Raw genomic sequence first — 25,163 nt, forward strand, 5'->3', positions numbered from 1 at the left:
AATCCCGGCCAGAAGCACGGTCAGGTTCATGAGTCGGAGATCTCAAGCAAGCTCTCGGGAGTCTAGAGCCTGCTCAGCGGGCGTCGGCCACCACCACCGTGGTTTCGCTCCGTGCCGACGTTGACGCCAGCGTGGCGCTGCGCCCGGCCGTGCTGTTCGCGACTTGCTGCGCCTGCAGCTGGTGCAGCCGCGCGACGCGGTCACTCTTGGCCCGGAATTCAGAGGGTTTGACCCAGGCCCCCATTGACGCGGAGCTTGCCGCCGCGGCGCCGACCATCAGCACCGCCACAAGATCCAGCAGCCGTTCATTTGACAGAATCCGCATGGCACATCTCCCCGCCATGAAAGGCGTCTCCCGAGGTGACCTGGAACCGCGCCGCCCTTGTGGGGATGACGCGGAGGACGGAGCCCTTGTCACCGGGCCCTTGGGGAGAACTGTAGGACGGACGTCCGCGCAAGGAAAGTCCGTGCCAGCCTGAATCGGCTGTGCTGAGATTGCCTACAGCGGAGGTTTAGCGGGGGGGTTTAGAGCAGCCGGGCCACGGTTTCCAGCACCAGCACCGCAAAGGCGCCGATGCCAGCGATCACCGTCCACTTGACCAGCACGATGCCGCGCCAGCGCCAGACGGGGTTACGGGTGCCCACATACACCGCAAAGCAAACAAGGCCTGCTGCCAGCAAAAGCCCGATTACCAGCCGGATCACCATCATGGCGGAGCTGTCCTGTCAGTCATGCGCGCCATGGAATCTGGCGTCGAATCTTGCGCACGGAGCCAGGTCTGAACCCGGCTCGGGATGCGGCGCACACTTTGCCGTCACTAAGCAGCGCGTCAGGTTTTTCACCACGCTGGCGCCAGCTCCGCGAACCCCGGGGGAGCTTCCCGTTCATCCTCAAAAGTGACGATGTCGTAGGCCTCGGCGTCCTTGAGCAGCTCGCGCAGCAGCAGGTTGTTGAGGGCGTGGCCGCCCTTGAACGAGGTGTAGGCCGCCAGCAGCGGGTGGCCCACCACCTGCATGTCGCCGATGGCGTCCAGGATCTTGTGCTTCACGAATTCATCGTCGTAGCGCAGGCCTTCCGAGTTCAGCACCCGGTAGTCGTCCACCACGATGGCGTTGTCCATGCTGCCGCCCAGGGTGAGGCCGCGCGAGCGCATCAGCTCGATGTCCTTGGTCATGCCAAAGGTGCGGGCCCGGGCGATCTCGCGCTTGTAGCCGCCGCTGCCCATGTCGAAGACATATTGCTGGCCGGTGGCTGCCACGGCCGGATTGTCGAACTCGATCTCGAAGCTGAGGGTGTAGCCGTGATGCGGCACCAGCCGCGCCCACATCAGGCTCTTGCCTTCGCCGCGGCGCACTTCCACCGGCTTCTTCACGCGAAGAAACTGCTTGGGCGCGTCCTGCAGCTCGATGCCGGCGGACTGCAGCAGGAAGACATAGCTCGCCGCCGAGCCGTCCAGCACCGGGACTTCATCGGCATTGATGTCGATCATCAGGTTGTCCAGACCCAGGCCGGCGCAGGCCGACAGCAGATGCTCGATGGTCTGCACCTTGGGCTGTCCCGGATCCCCGTCCGGGCTGATGGTGGTGGCCATGCGGGTGTCGCAGACATTGGTCGTGCGCACCGGAATGTCCACCGGCTGCGCCAGGTCCACCCGCCGGAAGACGATGCCGGTGCCCGGCGCCGCCGGACGCAGGGTGATTTCCACCTTCTGGCCACTGTGGATGCCCACGCCGACGGCACGGGTCAGCGACTTGAGGGTTCTTTGCTTCAGCATGCCGTCATTCTCCCAAAAGCGCGTCAACCCTGCTGAAGCGAAGGTTCCGGTTCCGTGCGTTCTACCGGGAGACGCAGGGTGACCACGGTCCCGTGGCCGGGGCTGCTGTCCACCCGCAGGCTGCCGCCGAGCTGGCGCGCCCGGCGCTGCAGGCCGCGCAGGCCGCGTCCGGCAGTGACCTGCTGGATGTCGAAGCCCTCCCCGTCATCCTCGACCCGGATCTCGACCTTGCGACCCAGGTCCCGGGTGACCACGCGCACGCGGGTGGCGCGGGCATGTTTGAGGGCGTTGGTGAGCGCTTCCTGCATCAGCCGCAGCACATGCAGCGCATCGGGCGGCTCCAGCCATTCCAGCACCGGCAGGTCGTGCACGTCCCATTCCAGCCGCAGGCCGCCGAGCTGCAGCCGTTTGCCCAGGCGGTAGCGCATGGTGGCCAGCAGGGAGACCAGGTCATGCCCCACCGGCTCGAGCGAGTCGATGACCAGGCGCAGGTCGTCCACGCATTCCCGCAGCACGGTCACGACCTGGTCCTGCGCCATGGAGCCCTGTTCGACGGCGACCATGGCGGAGAGCAGCGACGAACCGAGGCCGTCGTGCATGTCCTGCATGATGCGCTGGCGCTCGAGCAGCAGCGCCTGCTGGCGTTCGACCTCGCGCAGCTTGTCGTGCTGGGCCTTGAGCTGTTCGCTTTGCTCATGCAGGCGCGTGGCCAGTTCCTCGTTGGCCTGCTCCACGCCGCGCAAGGCCTGGATGTAGCGGTGCTGCACCGCATAGAGGAAGCTGGCCAAAATGACCAGGGTGGCGAAGGGCATGAGGTAGATGTGCTCCGGCCACCACCAGCCGGCCAGCAGGCCCAGGTCGTGGATGGCCAGGCCAATGCCGATGACCAGCGCGGTGGCGATGAGCTTGAGCTCCCGGCTGCCCTGGCGCCAGGCGATGTTGGCAACGAAGGCGGTACCGGCCAGGCCGACCACCGCATTGCAGATGTGCATCATCACCAGCATGTCCATGCCGCGGCCCCACAGCGGGAGGGAGACGATGCTGGCGATGAGGACAAAGGCGGTGATGGTGCGCTCGAAGCGGTCGAAGCGTCTTCGCGCAAAGCGCAAGGCAAAGAGGAAGGTGAGCAGCATCACCCAGGACATGGACGCATGGGTGATCCACCAGAACCATTCGAGGGCCTCGCGGGTGCGGGGCAGGTCGAGGTGGTAGTGGAGGTTGCGGACCAGCCAGGCGACGCTGGCCAGCGCGAAGAGCAGGTAGGCGGGGTCTTCGCGGCGTTTGAACCAGAGGACGAGGGCAAACAGACCCAGGGTGACCAGGGTGAGGCTGGTGGCCTGGGGGACGCCGATCTGCAGGACCCAGCGGCGGTCGTGGCGCGGTTCGAGGTCTTCGCGGGCGCCGAGCCAGACGCTGGAGACGGCGTAGTAGAGGCCCTGCATGACCGGGACGGCGATGACGACTTCGATTTCGCGTTCGTCGCGCAGTTCAGTGAGGGCGGCGGGCAGGACGACCCAGAGGGGGCGCACCCATTGTTCGCGGGCGCCGGACTGATTGTCGAAGACGGGGCGCCAGCCGGTGTCGGTGCGGACGAGGACGGCCGCGGCCTGGGCGACGAGGCGCGGCATGTAGAGCGCCACGCTGGTAGGCCAGCGGCCCTGCGGAGGGGCGTAGCGGATGCGGTACCAGCGCATCTGGTAGCGGCTGTTGGCAGGGACGTCCTGGGTGGCTTCGCGTTGGCGGACGTCGGGGAGGGTGACGGGGGACCAGGCGGTGTTGGCGTCGGGGGGGAGCAGGTCGGCGGGGAGTTGGCCGGCGCCGCCGTCCATGGAGCGCAAGGCACTGCGCCAAGCCTGCAGTTGGGCGACGGACCAGTCGCTGGTGGCCACAAGGGCCTCGGTGGCGCGTTGGGCGCCTGGGCCTTCGATCAAGCCATGGGTCGCCGTGGGGTCGAGACCGGTGCCGGCGCTCGCCGCAGGCGTGCCTTCGGTCGCGAGGACGCCCAGCAGGCTCGGGGGGGTGTTGGCGCCGACGTCCAGGCCAGGGGGCGCGGTCTGTGTGAGGGAAGCTGCGGGGGGCGCTGTTGTCGATGCAGTGGATGCGGTGGCTGGCGGGGCTGCGGAGGACAGCATCAACGTCAGCAGCGGCAACACCAGCATCAACAGCCGCAAACCCAGGGCCCCCGCGTACGCACCCCTCCATCGGCGCACCATCCTCTGACTGCGCCCGCATGCCAACAGGGCGGGGGGTATTTGCTCCATGTCATTCCTGTCCGGCTTCGCCGGCCATTCCCTTCTTAACTTCCGCAAATACCCCCCGCCCTGTCGGCATGCTCGAGTCGTGCACTTCCTCGGGCTCAACCGGCGCGGCTCTTCAGGGGGGGACATTCGCTTCGAAACGCGTCATTCGCGCGGCGCGGCAACTATGCCCAACTTCTCATGGACACACGAGCCCGGAATTGCAACAAGCGATCCCCGGACACCGTCCACTTGCGGGGGCCACTCTTTCCCACCCTCCTCCCCTCCACGTCTGCTCCGCCAGCACAAACATGCGCTGACCCTCTACGGATCACCATCCATCATGGGAACGGTTTGGGTACAGGTGCCAGATGGCGCGGGAACAGATGAGCTCATCCGCCATCAGGAATCAGTGGGCGAAAAGAAAAAAGGCCATGCCGGGAGGCATGGCCTTGATCGCTGATGGTGAGCAGTGGGGGGCGGGGTCAGGCCGCCGCCATCCCCATCGGGATCTCAGTCCGCCTGCTTGCGCAGGAAGGCCGGAATCTCGATTTCGTCCATGCCGTTGGACGAGAGCGCCTCGACCTTGGCAGCCGCAGTGCGGCCATGGCGCCAGACGCTCGGCACGTTCATGCTGCCGAAGTCCTGGGCGGTCATGGTGGCCGCAGGCGTGGCGGGGCCGGAAGCAGCGGCAGAACCGGGCATGACGACGGGCTGGGTCAGCACCGGCATGTTGTCCGTGCCCGTGCGCAGCGTGGTGGTCTGTTGGACCACCTGCAGCGGTTGCTGGGCGCGGCCGCGCTGGCTCAGGCCAGTGGCGATGACGGTGACGCGCAGCTGGTCGCCCAGGCTTTCGTCGTAGGCCGTGCCGTAGATGATGTGCGCATCTTCAGCGGCGTAACGCTTGATGGTGGTCATCGCGTTGCGGCTTTCGGCCAGCTTGAAGTTGGCGCGGCTGGCCGCGATCAGGACCAGCACACCGCGGGCGCCGGAGAGGTCGATGCCTTCCAGCAGCGGGCAGGCAACAGCCAGTTCGGCAGCCTTGGTGGCGCGGTCAGGACCGGCCGCAACAGCCGTGCCCATCATCGCCTTGCCGGGCTCGCTCATGACGGTCTTGACGTCTTCGAAGTCGACGTTGACCAGGCCCGGCATGTGAATGATGTCGGAGATGCCGCCGACCGCATTCTTCAGCACGTCGTTGGCGTGCGCGAAAGCCTGGTCCTGCGTGACGTCGTCACCCAGCACTTCCAGCAGCTTGTCGTTCAGCACCACGATCAACGAGTCGACGTTGGCTTCGAGTTCGGCCAGGCCCAGGTCGGCCGCCTTGGAGCGACGCGAGCCCTCAAATTCGAACGGCTTGGTGACCACGCCCACCGTCAGGATGCCCATTTCGCGTGCAACGCGGGCAATGACCGGCGCAGCGCCCGTGCCAGTGCCGCCGCCCATGCCTGCCGTGATGAACAGCATGTGGGCGCCCGCGATCGATTCGCGGATGCGCGCTTCGGCCTCTTCGGCAGCAGTGCGGCCCACCTCCGGCTTGGCGCCGGCGCCCAGGCCGGTATGGCCCAGTTGCAGGAGCTGATCTGCCTTGGAACGGTTCAGGGCCTGAGCGTCGGTGTTCGCAACCACGAATTCCACACCCTGCACACCCTGCGCAATCATGTGTTCAACCGCGTTGCCGCCGCCGCCGCCGACACCGATCACCTTGATCTGCGTGCCCTGATCAAACTCTTCGATCATCTCGATGGCCATATCAAACCTCCTGTCCATATTGTGCAACTACCATCAGCGAAAATGAAGTGGCTTGGCCACATTTTTGACACTCATTCCGGGGCCAAATCCCGACGACTGATCCAGAATGAGTCAGGAAAAAACTAGAAATTTCCAAGGAACCAGTCCTTGGCACGTCCAAACAACGTCTTGACCGAGCCCGCCTGCTGCGCCGCCTTGAAACCCCGCGTCCGCGACAGCCGCGCTTCCTCCAGCAACCCCATGACCGTCGCCGATCGCGGATTGGCCACCATGTCGAACAAGGCGCCGCTGTAGGTGGGATTTCCCCGGCGTACAGGTTTCAGGAAAATGTCCTCCGCCAGTTCCACCATTCCCGGCATCACCGACGAGCCGCCCGACAACACAATTCCGGACGACAACAGCTCCTCGTAACCCGATTCCCGGATGACCTGTTGAACCAAGGAGAAGATTTCCTCCACGCGCGGTTCAATGACGCCGGCCAAAGCCTGCTTGGAGAGCATTCGGGGGGCCCGGTCACCCAAACCAGGGACTTCCACCTGATCCGCCGGGTCCGCCAGCAATTGCTTGGCCACGCCATGCTCGACCTTGATTTCCTCGGCATCCTTGGTCGGCGTGCGCAGCGCCATGGCGATATCGCTGGTAATCAGGTCCCCGGCAATCGGAATCACCGCGGTGTGCCGAATGGAGCCGCCCGTGAAAATCGCCACGTCCGTGGTGCCGGCACCGATGTCCACCAGCGCAACGCCCAGGTCCCGCTCGTCGGAAGTTAGTGCTGCCAAACTGGAAGCGCTTGGATTCAGAACGAGTTGCTCCACCTCCAGGCCACAGCGGCGGACGCACTTGACGATGTTCTCCGCCGCACTCTGGGCCCCGGTCACGATATGGACCTTGACCTCCAGGCGGCCGCCGCTCATGCCAATGGGCTCTTTCACCTCATGGCCGTCAATGACAAATTCCTGGGGCTCGACCAAAAGCAGTCGCTGGTCATTCGGGATATTGATGGCCTTGGCAGTTTCCACCACCCGCGCCACATCCACCGGCGTGACTTCCTTGTCCCGCACGATGACCATGCCGGTGGAGTTCTGGCCGCGGATATGGCTGCCGGTAATCCCGGTGAAAACCCTCGAGATCCGGCAGTCGGCCATCATTTCGGCCTCTTTCAGGGCCTGCTGGATGGACTGGACGGTGGCATCAATATTGACCACCACGCCCCGCTTGAGTCCGTGGCTGGGTGCAACCCCCAGGCCGGCAATGCGCAATTCCCCATTGCCCATCACTTCGGCCACCACCGCCATGATCTTGGCGGTGCCAATGTCCAAACCAACGACCAAATCCTTGTATTCCTTGGCCATGCCAGTCCTCAATTCTTCTTGGTAGCGCCTTTGGGCGCATTGGAAACGGTGGTCACCCCAGCCAACCGTACAGCGTAGCCCTGCTCATGTCGCAGGTCCGCAGAAATCATCGATGTCTGATAGCGGGCAGTAATCCGGGGAATGCTGTCCATAAATTGGGTATACCGGGCCACGACTTCCGCCTCAGTGCCACGGCCCAGTTCCACCACCCCGCCCTTTTCCAGCGTGACTTTCCAGGAACCGCGGCCCGACAAATCCAGCCGGTCCACGCCTTCATTCACCTTGGCGTGGCTGATCGGGTCCAGCTGTTTCCACATGGCCAGCATGGCCGCCGAGGTTTTGGCGGGGCCGGAGAGGGTGGGCAGGTCCTCGTCCTCCACATCCCCGAGGTTGGCCTCGAAGACCTCGCCAAAGGTGTTGACCAGGCGGGTGTCCACCACCGCATCACTGTCGGCATCCGCGTTGTCGGCCTTGGTTTCCCAGTAGGCGGCCGGACGGTGCTCTTCCAGGTGCACCAGCAACTTGCGCGGGAAGATGCGCTGCACCGTGGCCCGCCGCACCCAGGGCACGGCCTCGAAGGCCTGCCGGGCATTCTGCAAATTCATCGTGACGAAATTGCCGCGCAACCGGGGCAGTGCATTGGCCCGCAGCGAGGCGGTGCTGTTGCGCGTGACGTCGCCTTCCACCGTGATCGCCCCCACCGCAAAGAAGGGTTGCTGCACCAGCCACTGCAGGCCCGCGCCCACGCAGCCCAGCGTGACCAGCACCAACAGCAATGCCGCCACGCCGTTCATCACGCGGATGTCCGGCGGCACTGGCTGCGGGGTGTAGGTGAAGGTGGCGCCCATGGCTCGTGGTGGGGGACGGAGTCCTCAGGTCGTCGGCGTCGCTGGTGACAGCGGCGACAGCGGCGTCTTCTGGTCCAGCGTCGCCTGGGCCAGCAGCCACAGGCACAGCTGCTCGTAGCTGACGCCCACCGCAGCCGCCGCCTTGGGCACCAGCGAATGCGAGGTCATGCCCGGCGAGGTGTTCATCTCCAGCAGGAAGGCCTGGCCGTCGCTCTTGCGCAGCATCAGGTCGGCACGCCCCCAGCCCCGGCAGCCCAACGATCGGTAGGCCTTGAGCACCAGCGCCTGGATCTGGGCCTGTTGGTCCGCAGGCAGCTGACCGATCAGGTATTGCGTGGTGTCGGTGAAATATTTGTTCTGGTAGTCGTAGTTGCCCTGCTCGGCACGGATCTCGATGACCGGCAGCGCCAGCGCGGCATCGCCCTCGCCCAGCACCGCGCAGGTCAGCTCCTGGCCGTCGATGAATTCCTCGCAGAGCACTTCGGTGTCGAACCGCGCCGCGAGCTGGACCGCGTCCTGCATGTCCGAGTAGCCCATGACCTTGCTCGCGCCCATCGACGAGCCCTCATGCGGCGGCTTCACGAAGAGCGGCAGCCCCAGTTCATCCGGCACCGTGCGCACCCGTTCCCGCTGCAGGTCCTGGCTCTTGAGGCTGACCCAGCGCGGCGTCGGCAGACCTTCGGCCACCCACACCCGCTTGGTGGTGATCTTGTCCATCGCAATGGCCGACGCCATCACGCCAGAGCCGGTGTAGGGAATGCGCAGCAGCTCCAGTGCGCCTTGCACCGTGCCATCCTCACCGTGACGACCATGCAGGGCGATGAAGGCGCGATCGAATCCCTCATCCTTGAGCGCCAGCAGCGAACGCTCCGCCGGATCGAAGCCATGCGCATCCACCCCGCTGGCGCGCAGCGCGCCCAGCACGCCAGCGCCCGACATGAGCGACACCTCGCGCTCCGCCGAGTCGCCCCCAAACAGCACGGCGACCTTGCCGAGCTTCTTCACATCGATGTTGAGGTCCAGTGTCATGGCCGGCCCTTCCCTTGCGTCATCAGTTCCACGGTGCGGGCCGGCACGGCGGCAATCGAGCCCGCGCCCATCACGATCAAGACATCCCCGTCGCGCGCCTGGTCGGCCAGCGCCTGGGGCAACTGCTGCCAGTCCCCGACATAAGCGGCCGGGCATCCCTGCACGTTGACCGCCTGCGCCAGGCTCTCGCCACTGATGCCGGGCAGCGGGGCTTCACTGGCCGCATAGATGTCGGTGAGAAGCACCGCATCGGCCTGCGCCATCACCGCTGCGAATTCATCGAAGCAGTCGCGGGTGCGGGTGTAGCGGTGCGGCTGGAAGGCCAGCACCAGGCGCCGGCCCGGATAGGCGCCGCGAGCGGCGGCCAGCACGGCCTTCATCTCGACCGGATGATGGCCGTAGTCGTCGATCAGCAGCGCCGTGCCATCGCCCACCGGCAGCTCGCCATAGGACTGGAAGCGCCGGCCCACGCCGCTGAAGCCGGCCAGACCCTGCAGCACGGCGTCGTCCGCCACGCCCAGCTCCATCGCCATGGCGATCACCGCCAGCGCGTTGAGCACGTTGTGGCGGCCGGCCAGGCGCAGTTGCACGGCCAGGGGCGCGCGCTCCACGCCCTGACGGTCGCGGCGCAACGCCGTGAAGCGCATCTGGCCGCCAGCATCCGCCTGGATGTCGATCGCCCGCACGTCCAGGTCCTCGCCATGCGGACCCTCGACGTCCAGGCCATAGCGGATCACCGGACGCGACAGCATCGGCACGATGCTGCGCACGCCCGCATCGTCGCCGCACAGCACCGCTGCACCCCAGAAGGGCATGCGATGCAGGAAGTCCACAAACGCCTGACGCAGACGGGCCATGTCATGGCCGTAGGTGTCCATGTGGTCGGCGTCGATGTTGGTCACGATCGCCAGTTGCGGCAGCAGATGCAGGAAGGACGCATCCGACTCGTCGGCCTCCACCACCATCAGCGGTCCCCGGCCCAGCGCCGCATTGGCGCCGCTGGCCAGCAACTGTCCGCCGATGGCATAGCCCGGTTCCAGCCCGGCCTGCAGCAGGACGGTGGTGAGCAGCGAAGTGGTCGTGGTCTTGCCATGGGTGCCGGCCACGGCAATTCCCATGCGCGGGCGCATCAGTTCGGCCAGCATCTGGGCGCGCAGCAGCACCGGGATGTGCTGCTGGTGGGCGGCCATCAGTTCCGGGTTGTCCGCCTTGATGGCGCTGGACTTGACCAGCACCTGGGCCGCACCCACGTTGGCGGCCGCATGGCCGATCTGCACGGTGACGCCCAGCGAGCGCAGACGCCGCGTGGTGTCGCTCTCGCCCTGGTCGGAGCCGCTGACCTGGTAGCCCTGCGCCACCAGCAGCTCGGCAATGCCGCTCATGCCGGCGCCGCCGATGCCGGTGAAGTGGATGCGTTGCAGCGCGTGTTTCATGCGCGGCCCTCCCGCTTCACCATGGATTCGATTTCATCGGCCACCCGGGACGCTGCCCGCGGACGTGCCAGGCTGCGGGCCTTGCTGGCCAGCTTCAGCCAGTGCTCGCGCGGGGCTTGCAGCAATTCATGCAGCTTTTGCGCGCTCAGCTCCGCCTGCGGCAGATGCACACCCGCCTCATGCTGGGCCATGTAGGCCGCGTTGTCGCGCTGATGCGAAGTGGTGCTGACCACCAGCGGCACCAGGATGCTGGCCACGCCAGCGGCGCAGAGCTCGGACACGGTGACGGCACCGGCGCGGCAGATCACCACGTCGGCCTGCGCCAGGCGCTCGGCCATGTCGTGGATGAAGGGCACCACCTCGGCCTGCACACCGGCCTTGGCATAAGCCGCCTGCACCAGCGGGAAGTTGGCTTCGCCGGTCTGATGGGTGACCTGCGGACGCTGGTCCTCGGGCCACAGCGCCAGCGCCTGCGGCAGCACGTCATTGATGGCGCGCGCGCCCAGCGAGCCGCCCACCACCAGCACCTTGAGCGGGCCGCTGCGGCCGGCAAAACGCAGTTCGGGCGCAGGCAGGTCTTCGATGTCGGTGCGCACCGGATTGCCGGTGACGACGCTCTTGCGCTGCTGAGCCGCGGCCAGGCCGTCGAAGCCGAAGGCAATCTTGCGGGCCACCGGCGCCAGCGCCTTGTTGGACAGCAGCAGGGCCGCATCCGCATTGACCAGCAGCAGCGGGCGGCGCATCAGCCAGGCCATCAGGCCGCCCGGCAGGCAGACATAACCACCCATGCCCAGCACCGCATCAGCGCGGCGCTCGCCCAGCACATGGGCGCTCTGGGCCAGCGCGCGGAACAGCCGGCCAATGCCCAGCACCGCATGCCGCAGGCCCTTGCCGCGCAGGCCGGCAAAGGCCAGCCGGTCGATCGGCAGGCCCGACGGCGGCACCAGCTTGTTCTCCATGCCGGCTTCGGTGCCGAGCCAGGAGACGGTCCATCCACGCCGCTGCATCTCAGCGGCCACGGCCAGTCCGGGGATCACATGGCCGCCGGTGCCGGCGGCCATCACAACGAGGTGGCGCGTGCTCATGCCCGCCCTCCCCGCATCAACTGCCGGTTCTCGATATCAATACGCAAAACGATCGCCAATGCCACACAGTTCAAAACAGTTGCCGAGCCGCCATAGCTCATCAGCGGCAGCGTCAGGCCCTTGGTCGGCAGCGCGCCCAGGTTCACGCCCATGTTGATGAAGGCCTGTCCGCCCATCCAGATGCCGATGCCCTGGGCATACAGCCCGGCAAAGACCCGGTCCAGCGCCACCGCCTGACGGCCGATGTGGAACAGCCGGCGCGACAGCCAAAAGAAGGCGAAGATGACCAGCGCCACGCCGATGAAGCCCAGTTCCTCGCCGATGACGGCCAGCAGGAAGTCCGTGTGGGCTTCGGGCAGGTAGTGCAGTTTTTCCAGGCTCGAGCCCAGGCCCTGGCCGAAGAACTCGCCGCGGCCGAAGGCAATCAGCGAATGGGTCAGCTGGTAGGCCTTGCCCTGGGCGTACTTCTCGTCCCAAGGGTTCAGATAGGCAAAGATCCGTTCACGGCGGAAATCGCTGAAGGTGATCATCAGCACGAAGGCGCCGATCAGCACCGCCACGCTCAGGAAGAACATGCGGCCGTTCACCCCGCCCAGGAACAGGATGCCCATGGCGATGGCGGCGATCACCATGAAGGCGCCCATGTCCGGCTCGGCCAGCAGCAGTACGCCGACAAAGGCCAGCGCGCAGGCCATCGGCCAGACTGCCTGGAAGAAGTTTTCCTTCACCTCCATCTTGCGGACCATGTAGTTGGCCGCATACATGGCGATGCCCAGCTTGGCGAGCTCGGACGGCTGGAAGTTCATGACGCCCAGCGGCAGCCAGCGGCGGGCGCCGTTGACGCCCTTGCCCACATGCGGAATGAGCACGATGACCAGCAGCACCAGCGCCACCACGAAGATCTTGGGCGCATGGCGCTCCCAGACATTCACCGGCACCATGACCGTCAGCCAGCCGCCCAGCAGGCCCAGCACCATGAAGAAGCTCTGACGCACGAAGAAGTGCATCGGCGAATACTTGGCAAAGCGCGGGCTGTCCGGCAGCGCGATGGAGGCCGAATAGACCATCAGCAGGCCCAGGCTCATCAGGCACAGCACCACGAACACCAGGGTCAGGTCAAAGCCCAGGATGCGCGTCGGCTGGCCGGCGGAGGTGGACACCCAGTCCCGCACCGGCACATCGACCCCGCCCGTGCCCACGCTGGCCGTGCCGCGCTGGCGGCGGGCCATCAGGCCCCGCAGGCGGTCGCCCAGGGTGCTGAAGGTGCTGGCCAGGGCGCTCATCCGATCAGCCCCTGGTCCTGCGCCAGCTCATGCACGGTCTGGATGAAGACCTCGGCACGGTGGGCGTAGTTGCGGAACATGTCCAGGCTGGCGCAGGCCGGGCTCAGCAGCACGCTGTCACCGGCATGCGCCTGATCCAACGCCCAGCGCGTGGCGGCTTCCAGCGAGTCGTGGCGCTGCATCGGCACGCCGGTGCCCTGCAGGGCCGCTTCGATCTGGGCCGCATCGCGGCCGATCAGCGCCGCGGCACGGGCATGCACGGCCATCGGCGTGGCCAGCGGGGAGAAGTCCTGCCCCTTGCCGTCGCCGCCCAGGATCATCACCAGCTTGGCCGGCGCGCGGTCCACGCCCAGGCCCAGGATGGCCGCGACGGTGGCGCCGACGTTGGTGCCCTTGCTGTCGTCGTAGAAGTCCACGCCCTGGATGGCGGTGACGAATTCCACCCGGTGCGGCTCACCCCGGTATTCACGCAGGCCATGCAGCATCGGCGCCAGCGGGCAGTCGATGCTGCTGGCCAGGGCCAGGGCCGCCAGTGCATTGGCGGCATTGTGGCGGCCGCGCACCCGCAGGGCATCGGCGGGCATCAGGCGTTGCAGGGAGAGCGGTTCTTCCTCCTCCCCCTTGCGACGCTTGACGCCTTCTTCCAGTTCACGAGCGCGCACCAGCCAGGCCATGCCGTTTTCGACGACGAGGCCGAAGTCGCCGGGACGGCGAGGCGCATCCAGGCCGAAGCGCACCACGTGGCGTTCCACCAGTTTGCTCGGGCGGCCCCGGCCCTGCTTGACCTGCACCGGCGCGGGCACCAGGGCTTCGACTTCGGGGTCGTCGCGGTTGATGACCATCACGGCCTGCTCGCCGAAGATGCGACCCTTGGCGCGGGCGTAGGACGGCATGTCCCCGTGCCAGTCCAGATGGTCCTGGGTGATGTTGAGCACCGCAGCGGCGGAGGGCTCGAAGCCCACCACGCCGTCGAGCTGGAAGCTGGAGAGCTCCAGGACCCAGACCTGTGGCAGCACCTCGAAATCAGGCGGGCGCGGCGGCGGCGGCTTGATCGGCAGCGGGGCTTCGTCGAGCAGTTCTGCGACGGTGTCGAGGACGTTGCGCTCGTCGGCCTCGGGAGCCACGGCGGCAGTGGGGACACCAGCGGCGTCGGCTGCGGGGGCGCCAGCGATGTCGGCGGCAGTGTCGGCAGCGGTGACACCAGCGATGTCCGCGGCAGTGTCGGCAGCGACGCCATCAGCGGCAGCAGCGACACCAACGGCCTCGCCATCGGCAGGCACGCCCGCGGTCTCGGCATCGGCAGGAGCACCAACGGTGTCAGCATCGGCAACCACACCAACGGTGTCGGCACCCGCGTCAGTGGAGACCGCCGCTTCGGTCTCAACATTGGTTGCTTCGGCAGCACCAGCAACGTGGTCTGCCGGAGTGGGCAGATCCGAGGCGACCGTCACATCGCCGTCGAGCGGCAGCGCGACGGTGGCGCGTGCAGCGGTGTCGTGCTCAAGAGGTGCGCTTGAAGGGGCCGACGTCGTTGGGGCAGTCACCTCGGCGTCGGCTTCCGACTTCGCCGCATCCGCCTCCGTCACGGCCTCGGCCTCCGCCAGCGCCTCCGGATCCACCGGCTGCGGCTCCTGGTCCAGCGCATCGGCCAGCGTGCCCAGCAGTGTCGGGCCGATGTTTCCCGCCATGGCCACCCGTCGGCCGGCCCGCTCGGCCAGCAGCGCGGTCATGCTGGTGGTCGTGGTCTTGCCATTGGTGCCGGTGATGGCCAGCACGCCCGGTGCGTAGCGATACAGCTGCTTGAGCTGATCGAGCGCCTGCGCAAACAGGTCCAGCTCGCCCTGCACCCGCAGGCCCAGCGCCGCAGCCGCGTCATAGACCGGCTTCAAGCGCTCATCCAGGGGCGACAGGCCCGGGCTCTTGAACACCAGCGCGCTGGCGTCCAGCAAGCCGGAGAGCAGGTCGGACGACAGCGGCCCGTGAATGAAACCAGCCTGCGGCAGTCGCTCGCGCAGCGTGGCCAGTTGCGGCGGCTGCTCGCGGCTGTCCCACACCGTCACGCGCGCACCCAGGCGCGCCGCCCAGGCCGCCATGGCCAGGCCGGAGTCGCCCAGGCCCAGCACCAAGGCGGGCCTGTCCTGGAAAAGCGCGGGGAAGTGCATGGTGCGGGTCCCGGCGCTCAGCGCAGTTTCAGGCTGGCCAGGCCCACGAGGCACAGCAGCATGGTGATGATCCAGAACCGGACGACCACCTGGGTCTCTTTCCAGCCCGACTTCTCGAAGTGGTGATGCAGCGGCGCCATCTTGAAGATGCGTCGCCCTTCCCCGTACTTCTTCTTCGTGTACTTGAACCAGGTCACCTGCAGCATCACCGACAGCACCTCGGCAACGAACACGCCGCCCATGATGCCCAGCACGATTTCCTGGCGGGTGATCACCGCCAGCGTGCCCAGGCCCCCGCCCAGCGCCAGCGCGCCGACGTCGCCCATGAAGACCTGCGCCGGATGGGTGTTGAACCACAGGAAGGCCAGGCCCGCACCGGCCAGCGCCGCGCAGAAGATCAGCAGTTCGCCGGCACCGGGGATGTAGGGGAACAGCAGGTAGCGGCTGTAGACCGATGAGCCGGTGACATAGGCAAAGACGCCCAGCGCCGAGCCCACCATCACCACCGGCATGATGGCCAGCCCGTCCAGCCCGTCGGTGAAGTTCACCGCATTGCTGGTGCCCACGATGACCAGGTAGGACAAGCCGATGAAGCCGAACACGCCCAGCGGATAGCTGATCGACTTGAAGAACGGCAGCATCAGGTCGGCCTTGGGCGGCAGCTCGGTCGAGAAGCCGCTGGAGACCCAGCGGAAGAACAGCTCCACCACGGCGTAGAAGCTGGTCTCCGACACGCTGAAGGCCAGGTAGATGGCGGCGATCAGGCCGATGATGGACTGCCAGAAGAACTTCTCGCGGCTGCGCATGCCCTCGGGGTCCTTGTTGACCACCTTGCGGTAGTCATCCACCCAGCCGATGGCGCCAAAGCCCATGGTGACCAGCATCACCACCCAGACGAAGCGGTTGGACCAGTCGAACCACAGCAGGGTCGAGACCCCGATGCCGATCAGGATCAGCACCCCGCCCATGGTGGGCGTGCCGCTTTTGGAGAGGTGCTGCTGCACGCCGTATTCGCGGATGGGCTGGCCGATCTTGAGCTCGGTCAGGCGGCGGATCACCCAGGGACCAAAGGCCAGGCCGATCAGCAGCGCGGTCAGCGCCGCCATCACGGCGCGGAAGGTGATGTAGTTGAAAACGCGCAGGAAACCCAGTTCAGGGAAATAGGTCTGCAGCCATTGGGCCAGACTAAGCAGCATGGGTTTCTCCTCGACCGCCGGACTGCAGGGCGGCCACGATCTGTTCCATCTTCATGAAGCGCGAGCCCTTGACCAGGACGTTCTGCACCTGGGGGGCTTCGTTGAGCGCCTGGATCAGCTGATCCACGGTGTCGAAGGCGCGGGCGCCGGCGCCATAAGCGGCGGCAGCATCGCAGGCAGCGGCACCGGCGGTCCACAGCGCGGCCAGGCCCTGGTCGGCGGCATGGGCGCCCACCTCGCGGTGGAAGGCCGGGCCCTGTTCGCCCACCTCGCCCATGTCGCCCAGCACCAGCCAGGAGCTGCCCGGCAGTTCGGCCAGCACGTCGATGGCGGCGCGGACGCTGTCCGGGTTGGCGTTGTAGCTGTCGTCGATGAGGGTGATGCGGCGCCCCTGCCACACCGCCGTCTGCAGCGCGGAGCGGCCCTTGACCGGCTTGAAGCGCTCCAGCCCGTCGCGGATGGCGGACCGCGGTGCGCCCGCCGCCAGGGTGCAGGCCGCCGCGGCCAGTGCATTGCGCAGGTTGTGCTGGCCGGCCATGGCCAGGCGTACCGGGATGTCGCCGGCGGGAGTGTGGATGTCCAGGGCCCAGTGGCCGGCGCCGGTGTCGTTGGCGCTGTTGTCGTTGGCGCTGTTGTGAGCGCTGTCGTTCGCGATGACGTTCTCGCCATCGGACGGAGGCACCCATTGCGCACGGCCCATCACGTCCGCCTGCCCTTGCAGCGCAAAGGTCAGCATGCCGCGGCCGGCCGCGAGTTCGTGCCACACCGGCGCGCAGGCGTCTTCCGCCGGGAACACCGCCACTCCGGCCGGGCCCAGGGCGCGGATCACTTCCCCGTTCTCGCGCGCCACCGCCTCAACGGTGTGCATGAATTCCTGATGCTCGCGCTGGGCGTTGTTGACCAGGGCCACCGTCGGCTGGGCCATGGCGGCCAGCGGCGCGATCTCGCCCGGATGGTTCATGCCCAGCTCCACCACGGCGGCGCGGTGCCACACGGCATCGTCCTGGCGCAGGCGCAGCAGGGTCAGCGGCACGCCGATCTCGTTGTTGAAGTTGCCTTCGGTGGCCAGCATGCCGGTGTCACCCAGCCAGGCGCGCAGGATGGACGCGATCATCTGCGTCACCGTGGTCTTGCCATTGCTGCCAGTGACGGCAATCACCGGCAGGTGCTGCGTCGCGCGCCACGCTTGCGAGAGCAGCCCCAGCGCCTGCTTGGCGTCCGGCACCAGCAGCCCCGGCAGGCCGGCTTCGGCCAGGCCGCGCTCGGCCACGGCGGCGACCGCGCCAGCGGCGCGCGCCTGCGGCAGGAAATCATGCGCGTCGAAACGCTCGCCGCGCAGCGCCACGAACAGGTCGCCTTCACGCAGTTGGCGCGTGTCGGTGCTCACCCGCTGGATCGGAGTGGCGGCGTCGCCCAGCAGTTGCACCTGCGGCAGCAGCGGCTGCAGCAGGGCATGGGCCTGGCCGAGGGTCATCACAGGCCGGCCCTTTCGATCAGCGCCGCACGGGCAGCCTGCACATCGGAGAACGGACGGCGCTCGCCGCGGATCTCCTGGTAGTCCTCATGGCCCTTGCCGGCGATCAGCACCACATCACGGGCGCCTGCGTTGCGCACGGCGGTGGCGATGGCTTCGGCGCGGTCCGCCAGCACCAGGCGCTGTGCTGAAGCAGGCAGGCCGGCTTCGATGTCGGCCAGGATGCGGGCGGGATCTTCATCCCGCGGGTTGTCGCTGGTCAGCACGACATGCCGCGCCAGTCGCGCTGCAATGGCCCCCATCAGGGGACGCTTGCCGGGATCCCGGTTGCCGCCGCAGCCAAACACCACGCGCAGCTCACCGCCGCGTGCCGCCGCCAACGGGGCCAGCGCCTGCAGCGCCTTTTCGAGCGCGTCGGGGGTGTGGGCATAGTCCACCACCAGTTGCGGCAGTTCACGGCCATTGCCCACGCGCTGCATGCGGCCGGGCACCGGCGTCACCTGGGCCGCCACGCGGGCGATGTCGTCCAGGCCATGGCCCAATGCGCGCAGGCCGGCCATCACGCCCAACAGGTTGGCGACGTTGTAGTCGCCGATCAGGCCGGTCTGCACGGCCACCGACTGCTCGCCTTCGCGCAGCGTGAACGCCAGGCCCTGGGCCTCATGGCGCAGGTTCTCCGCCCACAGGCGGGCGTCGCTGCGGTTCAGGCCGTAGGTCCACACGTCCAGGCCCGAGGCAGCGCCCGCGGTGAGTTCCGCAGCCAATTCGGCGCCCTTGGCATCGTCGATGTTCAGCACCGCGGCCTGCAGGCCGGGCCAGCTGAACAGACGGCGCTTGGCAGCCCAGTAGGCGTCCATGCTGCCGTGATAGTCCAGGTGGTCCTGCGTGAAATTGGTGAACAGCGCCACCTGGATGCGGGTGCCCGTCAGGCGGTGTTCCTCGATGCCGATGGACGAAGCCTCGATGGCGCAGGCGCCGAAGCCGTCATCCCGCATGCGGCGAAACGCCTCCTGCAGCCGCACCGGGTCGGGCGTGGTCAGGCCCGTGGCCTCGATCGAGCTGTGGGTGATCGCGCCCGGAACGGGCGGTTGGCCGACGCCGAGCGTGCCCACCACACCGCAGCGCGACCCCAGCAGGGTCAGCGCCTGGGCGATCCACCAGGCGCTGGACGTCTTGCCATTGGTGCCGGTCACGGCCAGGACGCTCAGCTGGCTGCTGGGCTCGCCGTAGAACGCGGAGGCAATCTGGCCGCAACGGGCCTTGAGGTCCGGCAGCGAGGCAATGCGCGCATCCACAAACCCGTACTCGGCCACGCCCTGGTCTTCCACCAGGCAGGTGGCCGCGCCGGCCGCCAGCGCGCCGGCCACGAATTGGCGCGCGTCCTTGGCGTAGCCGGGCCAGGCGATGAAGGCGTCGCCCGCGCCGACCAGCCGGCTGTCAGTGCGCAGCTGGCCGCTGGGGGTCCATTCCTGCAGCCAGCGGGCGGCTGCTTCGGGAGATTTGAGGTGCATCAACATGAGGCGGCCCGCTTAAAAACTTTCATCCACGGCCTGGAGCTTCTGGGCCGCGACGATCTGTGGCTTGACGTCCAGGTCCGGCGGCTCCCCCAGCAGACGCAGGGTCTGGGCCACCACCTGGCTGAAGACGGGGCCGGCCACGGCCCCACCGAAATACTGGCCGTTCTTGGGCTCGTCCACCATCACCGCCACAATGATGCGCGGCTTGGAAATCGGGGCGATGCCCACGAACCACGAACGGTATTTGTGGCTGGCGTAGCCCTTGCCTTCCTGCTTGTGGGCCGTACCGGACTTCCCGCCCACGCTGTAGCCGGGCACCATGGCCTGCGGCGCCGTGCCGCCAGGGCCGGCGGCCATCTGCAGCATTTCGCGGATCTGGGCCGCGGTCTTGGGCGAGAACACCTTGATGCCGGCCACCGGCTCATCCGGCGCCCGCTTGGTCATGGTGACGGGGATGATGTCGCCGTCCCGCGCGAACACGGTGTAGGCGCGCGCCAGTTGCAGCAGCGAGGCCGACAGGCCGTAGCCGTAGCTCATGGTGGCCTGCTCGATCGGCCGCCAGCTCTTGTAGGGACGCAGCTTGCCGGTCACCGCGCCGGGAAAGTTGATCTGCGGACGCTGCCCCAGGCCGATGGCCGTGAACATGTCGTACATCTCGCGCGGCTGCATCATCAGCGCCATGCGGGCGGCACCGATGTTGCTGGACTTCTGGATGACCTGCTGAACGGTCAAGTCCCCGTGCGGATGGGAATCCGTCGGGGACCAGCCGGCAATCACCACGCTGCGCGGGCCGGTGCTCAGCACCGTGTCCGGCTTCACCCGGCCGGTCTCCAGCGCCAGGCCGGTGGTGAAGGGCTTCATGGTGGAGCCCGGTTCAAACACGTCGGTCAGGGCGCGATTGCGCAACTGCTCGCCGGAGAGGTTGCTGCGATGGCCGGGGTCGTAGCTGGGGTAGTTGGCCAGGGCCAGCACTTCGCCGGTGTGCACGTCCAGCACCACCACCGAGCCGGCCTTGGCATTGTTCTCGGCCACGGCATCGCGCACGCGCTGGTAGGCGAAGAACTGCACCTTGGCATCGATGGAGAGTTCGATGTCCTTGCCATTGAGCGCCGGCACCTGCTCGCCGATGTCTTCCACCACGCGGCCCAGGCGGTCGCGCACGACCGAGCGCGAGCCGTCGCGGCCCTGCAGGTCCTTCTGGAATGCCAGCTCCACGCCCTCCTGGCCGCGTTCTTCCAGGTTGGTGAAGCCCACCACGTGCGCGGCGGCTTCGCCTTCCGGATATTGGCGCTTGTATTCGCGGTCCTGGAAGATGCCTTTGAGGCCCAGGTCCTTGATCTTGGCGGCGGTCTGGTCGTCGGCCTGGCGGCGCAGGTAGACGAAGCGGTTGGACGGGTCCAGCCGCTTTTCGAGTTCGGCGTAGCTGATGCCCAGGATCTTGGCCAGTTGCTTGCGCTTGTCCGGGTCGTTGTCCACGTCCTTCGGAAAGGCCCAGATGGAGGGCACCGCCACGCTGGCAGCCAGCACCTGGCCGCTGCGGTCGCTGATCTTGCCGCGGCTGGCCGGCACTTCCATCTTGTGGGCGTAGCGCGCCTCCCCCTGACGCTGGAAGAAGTCTTCCCCGATCAGCTGGATGTAGGCAGCGCGCCCGAGCAGCCCGGTGAAGGCCAGCCCCACCAGCGCCACCAGGAAACGCGAACGCCACGGCGGCGTCTTGGACGCCAGCAGCGGGCTGCTGGAATAGCTGACGCTGCGCGAGGCGGCGCTGGCGCGCTTGCGGCCGATCATCGCGCGGCTCCGGTCCCCCGGGCGCCGCTGGCGACCTGCGCCGGGGCGTCGGGGTTGAAGGTGATGGCGGGCGTGATGGCCCGCATCTTCAGACGCTCACGCGCCACCTGCTCCACCCGCAGGTTGGTGGCCTGCGCCTGGCGATCGGCCAGCAGGCGCTGGTAGTCGGCGTCCAGGCGACGGGCTTCGCTCTGCGAGCGGTCGAGTTCGGTGAACAGCCGCCGCGCCTCATAGGCACTGCGCACCATGTAGATGCCAGACACCAACACGGCCAGCATCAGCAGCAGGTTCAGCCGGGTGATCATCGGCGCCCTCCTCCGCGGCGCTGTTTGCCGGTGGCTTCAGGCGCGGGTGGGGGCAGCGGCGCATCGGTGCGCTCCGCCACCCGCAGGATGGCCGAGCGCGAGCGGGGATTGGCGCGCACTTCGCCCTCGGACGGCTTGATGCGGGCAATCGCCTTCAGGGCCAGCGGCTTGGGCGCGGCAAACGGGGCACGGCGGTCCACTTCATCCTTGCTGTGCGCGGTGATGAAGTTCTTGACGATGCGGTCTTCCAGCGAATGGAAGCTGATGATCGCCAGACGCCCGCCCGGCACCAGCCGCGCCAGCGCGGCATTCAGCCCCTGCTGCAGCTCTTCAAGCTCGGCGTTGACGAAAATCCGTAGAGCCTGAAATGTGCGCGTTGCAGGATCCTGGCCCGGTTCGCGGGTTTTGACCGCACCAGCCACGACTTGGGAAAGCTCGGCGGTGCTTCGTACAGGACGCCCGCTTTCCCGGCGAGCCACAAGCGCCTTTGCAATCGGCAGAGCAAACCGTTCTTCCCCATAGTCGCGTATCACCGTGGCAAGTTGATTGACTTCCGCCCGCGCCAGGAATTCGGCGGCGCTTTCGCCCCGCGTCGTGTCCATGCGCATGTCCAGCGGGCCATCGAAGCGGAAGCTGAAGCCGCGCTCCGGGTTGTCGATTTGTGGACTGGAAACGCCCAGGTCCAGCAGCACGCCATGGACCTGGGGAATGTTCAGGGCATCCAGTTGCGCGCCCATGTCGGCAAACGGGGCGTGGCAGATGGAGAAACGCGGGTCATCGACCCGCGTCTGACCGGACGTGGCGGCCGCGACGGCTTCCGGGTCGCGGTCGATGGCGATCAATCGCCCCCGCTCGGACAGCCGTGAGAGCAGCAGGCGCGAATGCCCGCCGCGGCCAAAGGTGCCGTCGACATAGATGCCATCCGGCGAATTCAGGACGCCCTCCACCGTTTCCTGCAACAGGACGGTGGTGTGGGTGAAAGGGGTGGCGCTCATCAGAAGCTGAAATCCTTGAGCGCATCCGGCAGTTCGGACTGCATGACGGCGGCTTCGTGGGCGGCATAGGCTTGCGCGTCCCACAGTTCGAAGTGGCTGCCCATCCCGAGCAGCATGACGTCTTTCTGCAGGCCGGCAGCCGCGCGCAGCTCAGGGGCGACGAGCACGCGGGCGGCGGAGTCGATCTCGACATCCTGCGCATTGCCCAGAAAGACACGTTTCCAGCCGGCAGCGGACATGGGCAGTGCGGCCACACGATCGCGGAATTGCTCCCAGGCTGGACGGGGGAAGACCATGAGGCAGCCTTCCGGGTGCTTGGTGAGCGTGAGCTCGCCATTGCACAGTGCCTGCAGGACTTCGCGGTGCCGTGCAGGGACGGTCAAGCGCCCCTTGGCGTCCAACGCCAAGGCACTCGCCCCTTGAAACACGACATTCGCCACTTTGCCCCACCGAAATGCACTTTCTCCCACTTTAATGGCGGTCGAGCGTCCGGTCAAGAAAATCTGGCGTTTTTCCCAATCAAATCAACTACTTAGCGGCACTTCTCAAGCGATCCTCAAAAAAGAAAGTCCTTCTAAATGAAGGACTTAAATAGGTCTATGCAAGTGATGGATCAACTAAATGCCGGGATGTACCGGCACGAAACAGGGGGCACGGCCTGTGAATAACTGGGCCCAAAGGCGTCAGGTCGGGCTCTGCCACCACGCGGATGTGGGAGCCGGCTGACGGATATCCACAGGAGCGCCCATGATGGGCGTCACCAGTTCCACCGACCGCAGACGCGCCAGGGACAGGATGCGTTCGAACGGGTCCTGCCAGCGGTGCATGGCCAGGTCAAAAGTGCCATTGTGGATGGGCATCAGGCGGCGGCCACGCAGGTCCAGGTGGGCCTGCAGCGTCTGCTCGGGCTGCATGTGGACATAGGGCCAGCGGGCGTCGTAGGCGCCGGTTTCCATCAGGGTCAGGTCGAAACTGCCGAAGCGCTCGCCGATGGCCTTGAAGCCGTCGAAGTAGCCGGTGTCGCCGCTGAAGAAAACGCGCAGCGCGGGGGATGCGGGTTGTGAAGGCACGTCTCCCGGCACGTCTGCGGGGACATCCTTGGACATCCCGGCCGGCACTTCCATCACCCATGACGCCCACAGCGTGCTGTTGCGGTCCCACAGGCTGCGGCCGGAGAAATGCTGGGCCGGCGTGGCGGTGAAGGTCACGCCCCCCACACGGGTGGACTGCCACCAGTCCAGTTGCTGCACCTTCTCCGCCGGCACGCCCCAGTCGATCAGCCGCTTCCCCACGCCCAGCGGCGTCAGGAAATGACGCACCTTCGGCGCCAGCGCCTTGACCGTCGCTTCGTCCAGATGGTCGTAGTGGTCGTGGGACAGGATCACCGCTTCCAGCTCCGGCAGGTCCTCCAGCGCCAGCGGCGGCGCATGGAAGCGCTTGGGGCCGGCGAAGGAGAACGGCGAGGCGCGCTCGGAGAACACCGGGTCCGTCATGAAGAACCGCCCCTGCAGCTTGAGCAGGACGGTGGAGTGGCCCAGGCGGTAGAGCGTCTGATCGGCGGCAGCCTGGAGCTGCGCCAGCGTCAGGGGCTGCACCGGCACGGCCTGGGCCGCCGAGGGCGCGGTGCCGGCGGGCTTGCGGAACATGACGTCCCAGAACAGGCCCATCGTTTTCCAGAAGCCCTGCTTGGGTTCGCTCACCGGGTTGTGGAAGGTGCCGTCGGTGTCGCGGCGGTAGGCCGTGCCGGCGGGCGCCGACGCGCCGGGCGCCGCGACTTGCGCATCAGCAGGGAGGGACACCGACGCGGCGGCGGTGCGGGGAACGGAGAGAGAAACGGTCACGGCAACAACTCCCACAAAACAGATCAAGATCGCCCAGGCCAGGCGGGGGATGGACATCAACATCACGGCTCCAGATGGCCACGGGCGTCGGCAGCAGGGGTCCGGAAGGACGTTTCCCGATGCGTGTTTCTCCGTGTCGGCAGACAGCCCGATGCCAGGCCGCCTGCACTTGCACTTACGTTGGCGAACGCCTTTGGGATCACCCTCAAAGCCAAACTTGCACTACACAGTGTAGTTTCAGCGGAGTGTAGGCAGGCTCTGGGCAAAAGTAAACTCCCCCGTGTAACATGAGGCCATGTGCCCCGATCTGCCTCCCTCTTCCCTCGATGCCATGGACGGCGCCGATGCTGGCGCTGAAATCGCTGCTGACGCCGGGTGTTCCGAATCCAGCCCGACGCCCACCGGCGACGACTGCAGCCCCCTGCGCCTGACCGACCGCAAGCGCCAGGCCATCGTGGACGCCGCCATCGCGGAGTTCCGTGAACACGGCTTCGAGGTGGCCAACATGGACCGCATCGCGGCGCGGGCGCAGGTGTCCAAGCGCACCGTCTACAACCACTTCGCGGGCAAGGACGCGCTGTTCGAGGCGATCGTCGAGCGGCTGTTCCAGTCCACCCAGGACCTGGCGGATGTCGCCTACCAGCCGGACCAGCCGCTGCGCGAGCAACTGGTGGCCTTGATCCAGCGCAAGCTGGGCATGATGAAGGACGAGCAGTTCATCAACCTGGCGCGGGTGCTGATCGCCGAGGCCATCCACACGCCGGACCGCGCCCGGGACATGCTGGCCCGGCTGGGCAGCAAGGAAGAAGGCATGACGGTCTGGGTGCGTGCGGCTGCGGCGCACGGCCGGCTGGAGGTGGCCGACCCGGCCTTCGCGTCGGCCCAGCTGCAGGCGCTGGTGAAGGGGTTTGCCTTCTGGCCGCAGATCACCCTGGGCCAGCCGCCGCTGGGCGAGGCCGACCAGCAGCGCATTGCCGCCTCCACCGCCGACCTGTTCCTGCGCAGCTACGCCAGGGCCACGGACCGCTGACGCCGGACAGCGCGGCCTCTCAATAGCAAAGGCGCCCGAAGGCGCCTTTTTTGTCGGTGTC

Annotated in this window: 21 protein-coding genes; 1 reads left to right on the plus strand and 20 read right to left on the minus strand. The window is 67.1% G+C overall.

The window, feature by feature from the left end; translation table 11 throughout:
* Positions 1-73: 73 nt before the first annotated feature.
* From DES44_RS21630 to DES44_RS21725, 20 genes are all read right to left on the minus strand, one after another.
* The gene (locus tag DES44_RS21630) at positions 74-325 is read right to left on the minus strand and encodes a hypothetical protein (protein WP_058934131.1); all 252 of its coding nucleotides are present in this window, start codon (positions 323-325) and stop codon (positions 74-76) included.
* Positions 326-525: 200 nt separating this feature from the next.
* Positions 526-711, minus strand: coding sequence for a hypothetical protein (locus tag DES44_RS21635; protein WP_058934130.1), 186 nt, complete (start codon positions 709-711; stop codon positions 526-528).
* A 128-nt stretch (positions 712-839) separates the two neighbouring features.
* On the minus strand, positions 840-1,775 hold the full coding sequence (gene lpxC / locus DES44_RS21640; protein WP_058937240.1) for a UDP-3-O-acyl-N-acetylglucosamine deacetylase: 936 nt from the start codon (positions 1,773-1,775) through the stop codon (positions 840-842).
* A gap of 23 nt (positions 1,776-1,798) precedes the next feature.
* Positions 1,799-3,934 (minus strand): sensor histidine kinase, encoded by a 2,136-nt coding sequence (locus tag DES44_RS21645; RefSeq protein WP_170156724.1) that lies wholly within the window; start codon positions 3,932-3,934, stop codon positions 1,799-1,801.
* 591 nt (positions 3,935-4,525) lie between these two features.
* Positions 4,526-5,764: a cell division protein FtsZ gene (ftsZ, locus tag DES44_RS21650; protein WP_058934128.1), complete on the minus strand. Its 1,239-nt coding sequence runs from the start codon at positions 5,762-5,764 to the stop codon at positions 4,526-4,528.
* Positions 5,765-5,886: 122 nt separating this feature from the next.
* Positions 5,887-7,116: a cell division protein FtsA gene (gene ftsA / locus DES44_RS21655; protein WP_058934127.1), complete on the minus strand. Its 1,230-nt coding sequence runs from the start codon at positions 7,114-7,116 to the stop codon at positions 5,887-5,889.
* A gap of 8 nt (positions 7,117-7,124) precedes the next feature.
* Positions 7,125-7,964, minus strand: a complete 840-nt coding sequence (locus DES44_RS21660) for a cell division protein FtsQ/DivIB (protein WP_058934126.1) — start codon at positions 7,962-7,964, stop codon at positions 7,125-7,127.
* A gap of 24 nt (positions 7,965-7,988) precedes the next feature.
* Entirely contained in the window at positions 7,989-8,993 is a 1,005-nt protein-coding gene (locus tag DES44_RS21665; RefSeq protein WP_058934125.1) for a D-alanine--D-alanine ligase, read from the minus strand.
* A complete protein-coding gene (gene murC, locus DES44_RS21670) occupies positions 8,990-10,426 on the minus strand; it encodes a UDP-N-acetylmuramate--L-alanine ligase (RefSeq protein WP_058934124.1) in 1,437 nt (478 codons plus the stop codon). Before murC ends, DES44_RS21665 begins: the two co-directional genes overlap by 4 nt.
* Positions 10,423-11,511 carry an undecaprenyldiphospho-muramoylpentapeptide beta-N-acetylglucosaminyltransferase gene (gene murG / locus DES44_RS21675; protein ID WP_058934123.1) on the minus strand — a complete coding sequence of 363 codons (1,089 nt, stop codon included), beginning with the start codon at positions 11,509-11,511 and terminating at the stop codon, positions 10,423-10,425. Before murG ends, murC begins: the two co-directional genes overlap by 4 nt.
* Positions 11,508-12,794 carry a putative lipid II flippase FtsW gene (gene ftsW / locus DES44_RS21680; protein ID WP_058934122.1) on the minus strand — a complete coding sequence of 429 codons (1,287 nt, stop codon included), beginning with the start codon at positions 12,792-12,794 and terminating at the stop codon, positions 11,508-11,510. The genes murG and ftsW overlap by 4 nt, the downstream gene beginning before the upstream one ends.
* A complete protein-coding gene (gene murD / locus DES44_RS21685; protein WP_232309945.1) occupies positions 12,791-14,956 on the minus strand; it encodes a UDP-N-acetylmuramoyl-L-alanine--D-glutamate ligase in 2,166 nt (721 codons plus the stop codon). The genes ftsW and murD overlap by 4 nt, the downstream gene beginning before the upstream one ends.
* A 17-nt stretch (positions 14,957-14,973) precedes the next feature.
* The gene (gene mraY, locus DES44_RS21690; RefSeq protein WP_058934121.1) at positions 14,974-16,152 is read right to left on the minus strand and encodes a phospho-N-acetylmuramoyl-pentapeptide-transferase; all 1,179 of its coding nucleotides are present in this window, start codon (positions 16,150-16,152) and stop codon (positions 14,974-14,976) included.
* On the minus strand, positions 16,142-17,626 hold the full coding sequence (locus DES44_RS21695; RefSeq protein ID WP_058934120.1) for a UDP-N-acetylmuramoyl-tripeptide--D-alanyl-D-alanine ligase: 1,485 nt from the start codon (positions 17,624-17,626) through the stop codon (positions 16,142-16,144). Before DES44_RS21695 ends, mraY begins: the two co-directional genes overlap by 11 nt.
* Complete coding sequence (locus DES44_RS21700; protein WP_058934119.1) at positions 17,626-19,143, minus strand: UDP-N-acetylmuramoyl-L-alanyl-D-glutamate--2,6-diaminopimelate ligase; 1,518 nt, start codon at positions 19,141-19,143, stop codon at positions 17,626-17,628. Before DES44_RS21700 ends, DES44_RS21695 begins: the two co-directional genes overlap by 1 nt.
* Before the next feature lie 12 nt (positions 19,144-19,155).
* Positions 19,156-20,931: a peptidoglycan D,D-transpeptidase FtsI family protein gene (locus tag DES44_RS21705; protein ID WP_058934118.1), complete on the minus strand. Its 1,776-nt coding sequence runs from the start codon at positions 20,929-20,931 to the stop codon at positions 19,156-19,158.
* The gene (gene ftsL / locus DES44_RS21710) at positions 20,928-21,236 is read right to left on the minus strand and encodes a cell division protein FtsL (protein ID WP_310732379.1); all 309 of its coding nucleotides are present in this window, start codon (positions 21,234-21,236) and stop codon (positions 20,928-20,930) included. The genes DES44_RS21705 and ftsL overlap by 4 nt, the downstream gene beginning before the upstream one ends.
* Positions 21,233-22,231, minus strand: coding sequence for a 16S rRNA (cytosine(1402)-N(4))-methyltransferase RsmH (gene rsmH, locus DES44_RS21715; protein ID WP_058934117.1), 999 nt, complete (start codon positions 22,229-22,231; stop codon positions 21,233-21,235). The genes ftsL and rsmH overlap by 4 nt, the downstream gene beginning before the upstream one ends.
* On the minus strand, positions 22,231-22,659 hold the full coding sequence (gene mraZ / locus DES44_RS21720; protein ID WP_058934116.1) for a division/cell wall cluster transcriptional repressor MraZ: 429 nt from the start codon (positions 22,657-22,659) through the stop codon (positions 22,231-22,233). The genes rsmH and mraZ overlap by 1 nt, the downstream gene beginning before the upstream one ends.
* Before the next feature lie 255 nt (positions 22,660-22,914).
* Complete coding sequence (locus tag DES44_RS21725; RefSeq protein ID WP_375137566.1) at positions 22,915-23,898, minus strand: MBL fold metallo-hydrolase; 984 nt, start codon at positions 23,896-23,898, stop codon at positions 22,915-22,917.
* Positions 23,899-24,367: 469 nt separating this feature from the next.
* On the opposite strand from DES44_RS21725, the gene DES44_RS21730 reads away from it, so the two are divergent.
* Positions 24,368-25,102: a TetR/AcrR family transcriptional regulator gene (locus tag DES44_RS21730; RefSeq protein ID WP_232309943.1), complete on the plus strand. Its 735-nt coding sequence runs from the start codon at positions 24,368-24,370 to the stop codon at positions 25,100-25,102.
* The last annotated feature ends 61 nt before the right edge of the window (positions 25,103-25,163 follow it).

Source organism: Roseateles depolymerans (genome assembly GCF_003387155.1).
GTDB classification, from domain to species: Bacteria; Pseudomonadota; Gammaproteobacteria; order Burkholderiales; family Burkholderiaceae_C; genus Roseateles; species Roseateles depolymerans.

What these genes read in the sequence shown, in the direction of transcription:
- lpxC (WP_058937240.1), bottom strand. Translation starts at nt 1,775, where the DNA reads ATGCTGAAGCAAAGAACCCTCAAGTCGCTGACCCGTGCCGTCGGCGTG.
- DES44_RS21645 (WP_170156724.1), bottom strand. Translation starts at nt 3,934, where the DNA reads ATGCTGGTGTTGCCGCTGCTGACGTTGATGCTGTCCTCCGCAGCCCCG.
- murD (WP_232309945.1), bottom strand. Translation starts at nt 14,956, where the DNA reads ATGCACTTCCCCGCGCTTTTCCAGGACAGGCCCGCCTTGGTGCTGGGC.
- ftsA (WP_058934127.1), bottom strand. Translation starts at nt 7,116, where the DNA reads ATGGCCAAGGAATACAAGGATTTGGTCGTTGGTTTGGACATTGGCACC.
- rsmH (WP_058934117.1), bottom strand. Translation starts at nt 22,231, where the DNA reads ATGAGCGCCACCCCTTTCACCCACACCACCGTCCTGTTGCAGGAAACG.
- DES44_RS21660 (WP_058934126.1), bottom strand. Translation starts at nt 7,964, where the DNA reads ATGGGCGCCACCTTCACCTACACCCCGCAGCCAGTGCCGCCGGACATC.
- ftsZ (WP_058934128.1), bottom strand. Translation starts at nt 5,764, where the DNA reads ATGGCCATCGAGATGATCGAAGAGTTTGATCAGGGCACGCAGATCAAG.
- DES44_RS21725 (WP_375137566.1), bottom strand. Translation starts at nt 23,898, where the DNA reads ATGGGCCTGTTCTGGGACGTCATGTTCCGCAAGCCCGCCGGCACCGCG.
- ftsL (WP_310732379.1), bottom strand. Translation starts at nt 21,236, where the DNA reads ATGATCACCCGGCTGAACCTGCTGCTGATGCTGGCCGTGTTGGTGTCT.
- DES44_RS21700 (WP_058934119.1), bottom strand. Translation starts at nt 19,143, where the DNA reads ATGTTGATGCACCTCAAATCTCCCGAAGCAGCCGCCCGCTGGCTGCAG.
- DES44_RS21635 (WP_058934130.1), bottom strand. Translation starts at nt 711, where the DNA reads ATGATGGTGATCCGGCTGGTAATCGGGCTTTTGCTGGCAGCAGGCCTT.
- DES44_RS21705 (WP_058934118.1), bottom strand. Translation starts at nt 20,931, where the DNA reads ATGATCGGCCGCAAGCGCGCCAGCGCCGCCTCGCGCAGCGTCAGCTAT.
- murG (WP_058934123.1), bottom strand. Translation starts at nt 11,511, where the DNA reads ATGAGCACGCGCCACCTCGTTGTGATGGCCGCCGGCACCGGCGGCCAT.
- DES44_RS21665 (WP_058934125.1), bottom strand. Translation starts at nt 8,993, where the DNA reads ATGACACTGGACCTCAACATCGATGTGAAGAAGCTCGGCAAGGTCGCC.
- ftsW (WP_058934122.1), bottom strand. Translation starts at nt 12,794, where the DNA reads ATGAGCGCCCTGGCCAGCACCTTCAGCACCCTGGGCGACCGCCTGCGG.
- murC (WP_058934124.1), bottom strand. Translation starts at nt 10,426, where the DNA reads ATGAAACACGCGCTGCAACGCATCCACTTCACCGGCATCGGCGGCGCC.
- DES44_RS21730 (WP_232309943.1), top strand. Translation starts at nt 24,368, where the DNA reads ATGTGCCCCGATCTGCCTCCCTCTTCCCTCGATGCCATGGACGGCGCC.
- DES44_RS21695 (WP_058934120.1), bottom strand. Translation starts at nt 17,626, where the DNA reads ATGACCCTCGGCCAGGCCCATGCCCTGCTGCAGCCGCTGCTGCCGCAG.
- DES44_RS21630 (WP_058934131.1), bottom strand. Translation starts at nt 325, where the DNA reads ATGCGGATTCTGTCAAATGAACGGCTGCTGGATCTTGTGGCGGTGCTG.
- mraY (WP_058934121.1), bottom strand. Translation starts at nt 16,152, where the DNA reads ATGCTGCTTAGTCTGGCCCAATGGCTGCAGACCTATTTCCCTGAACTG.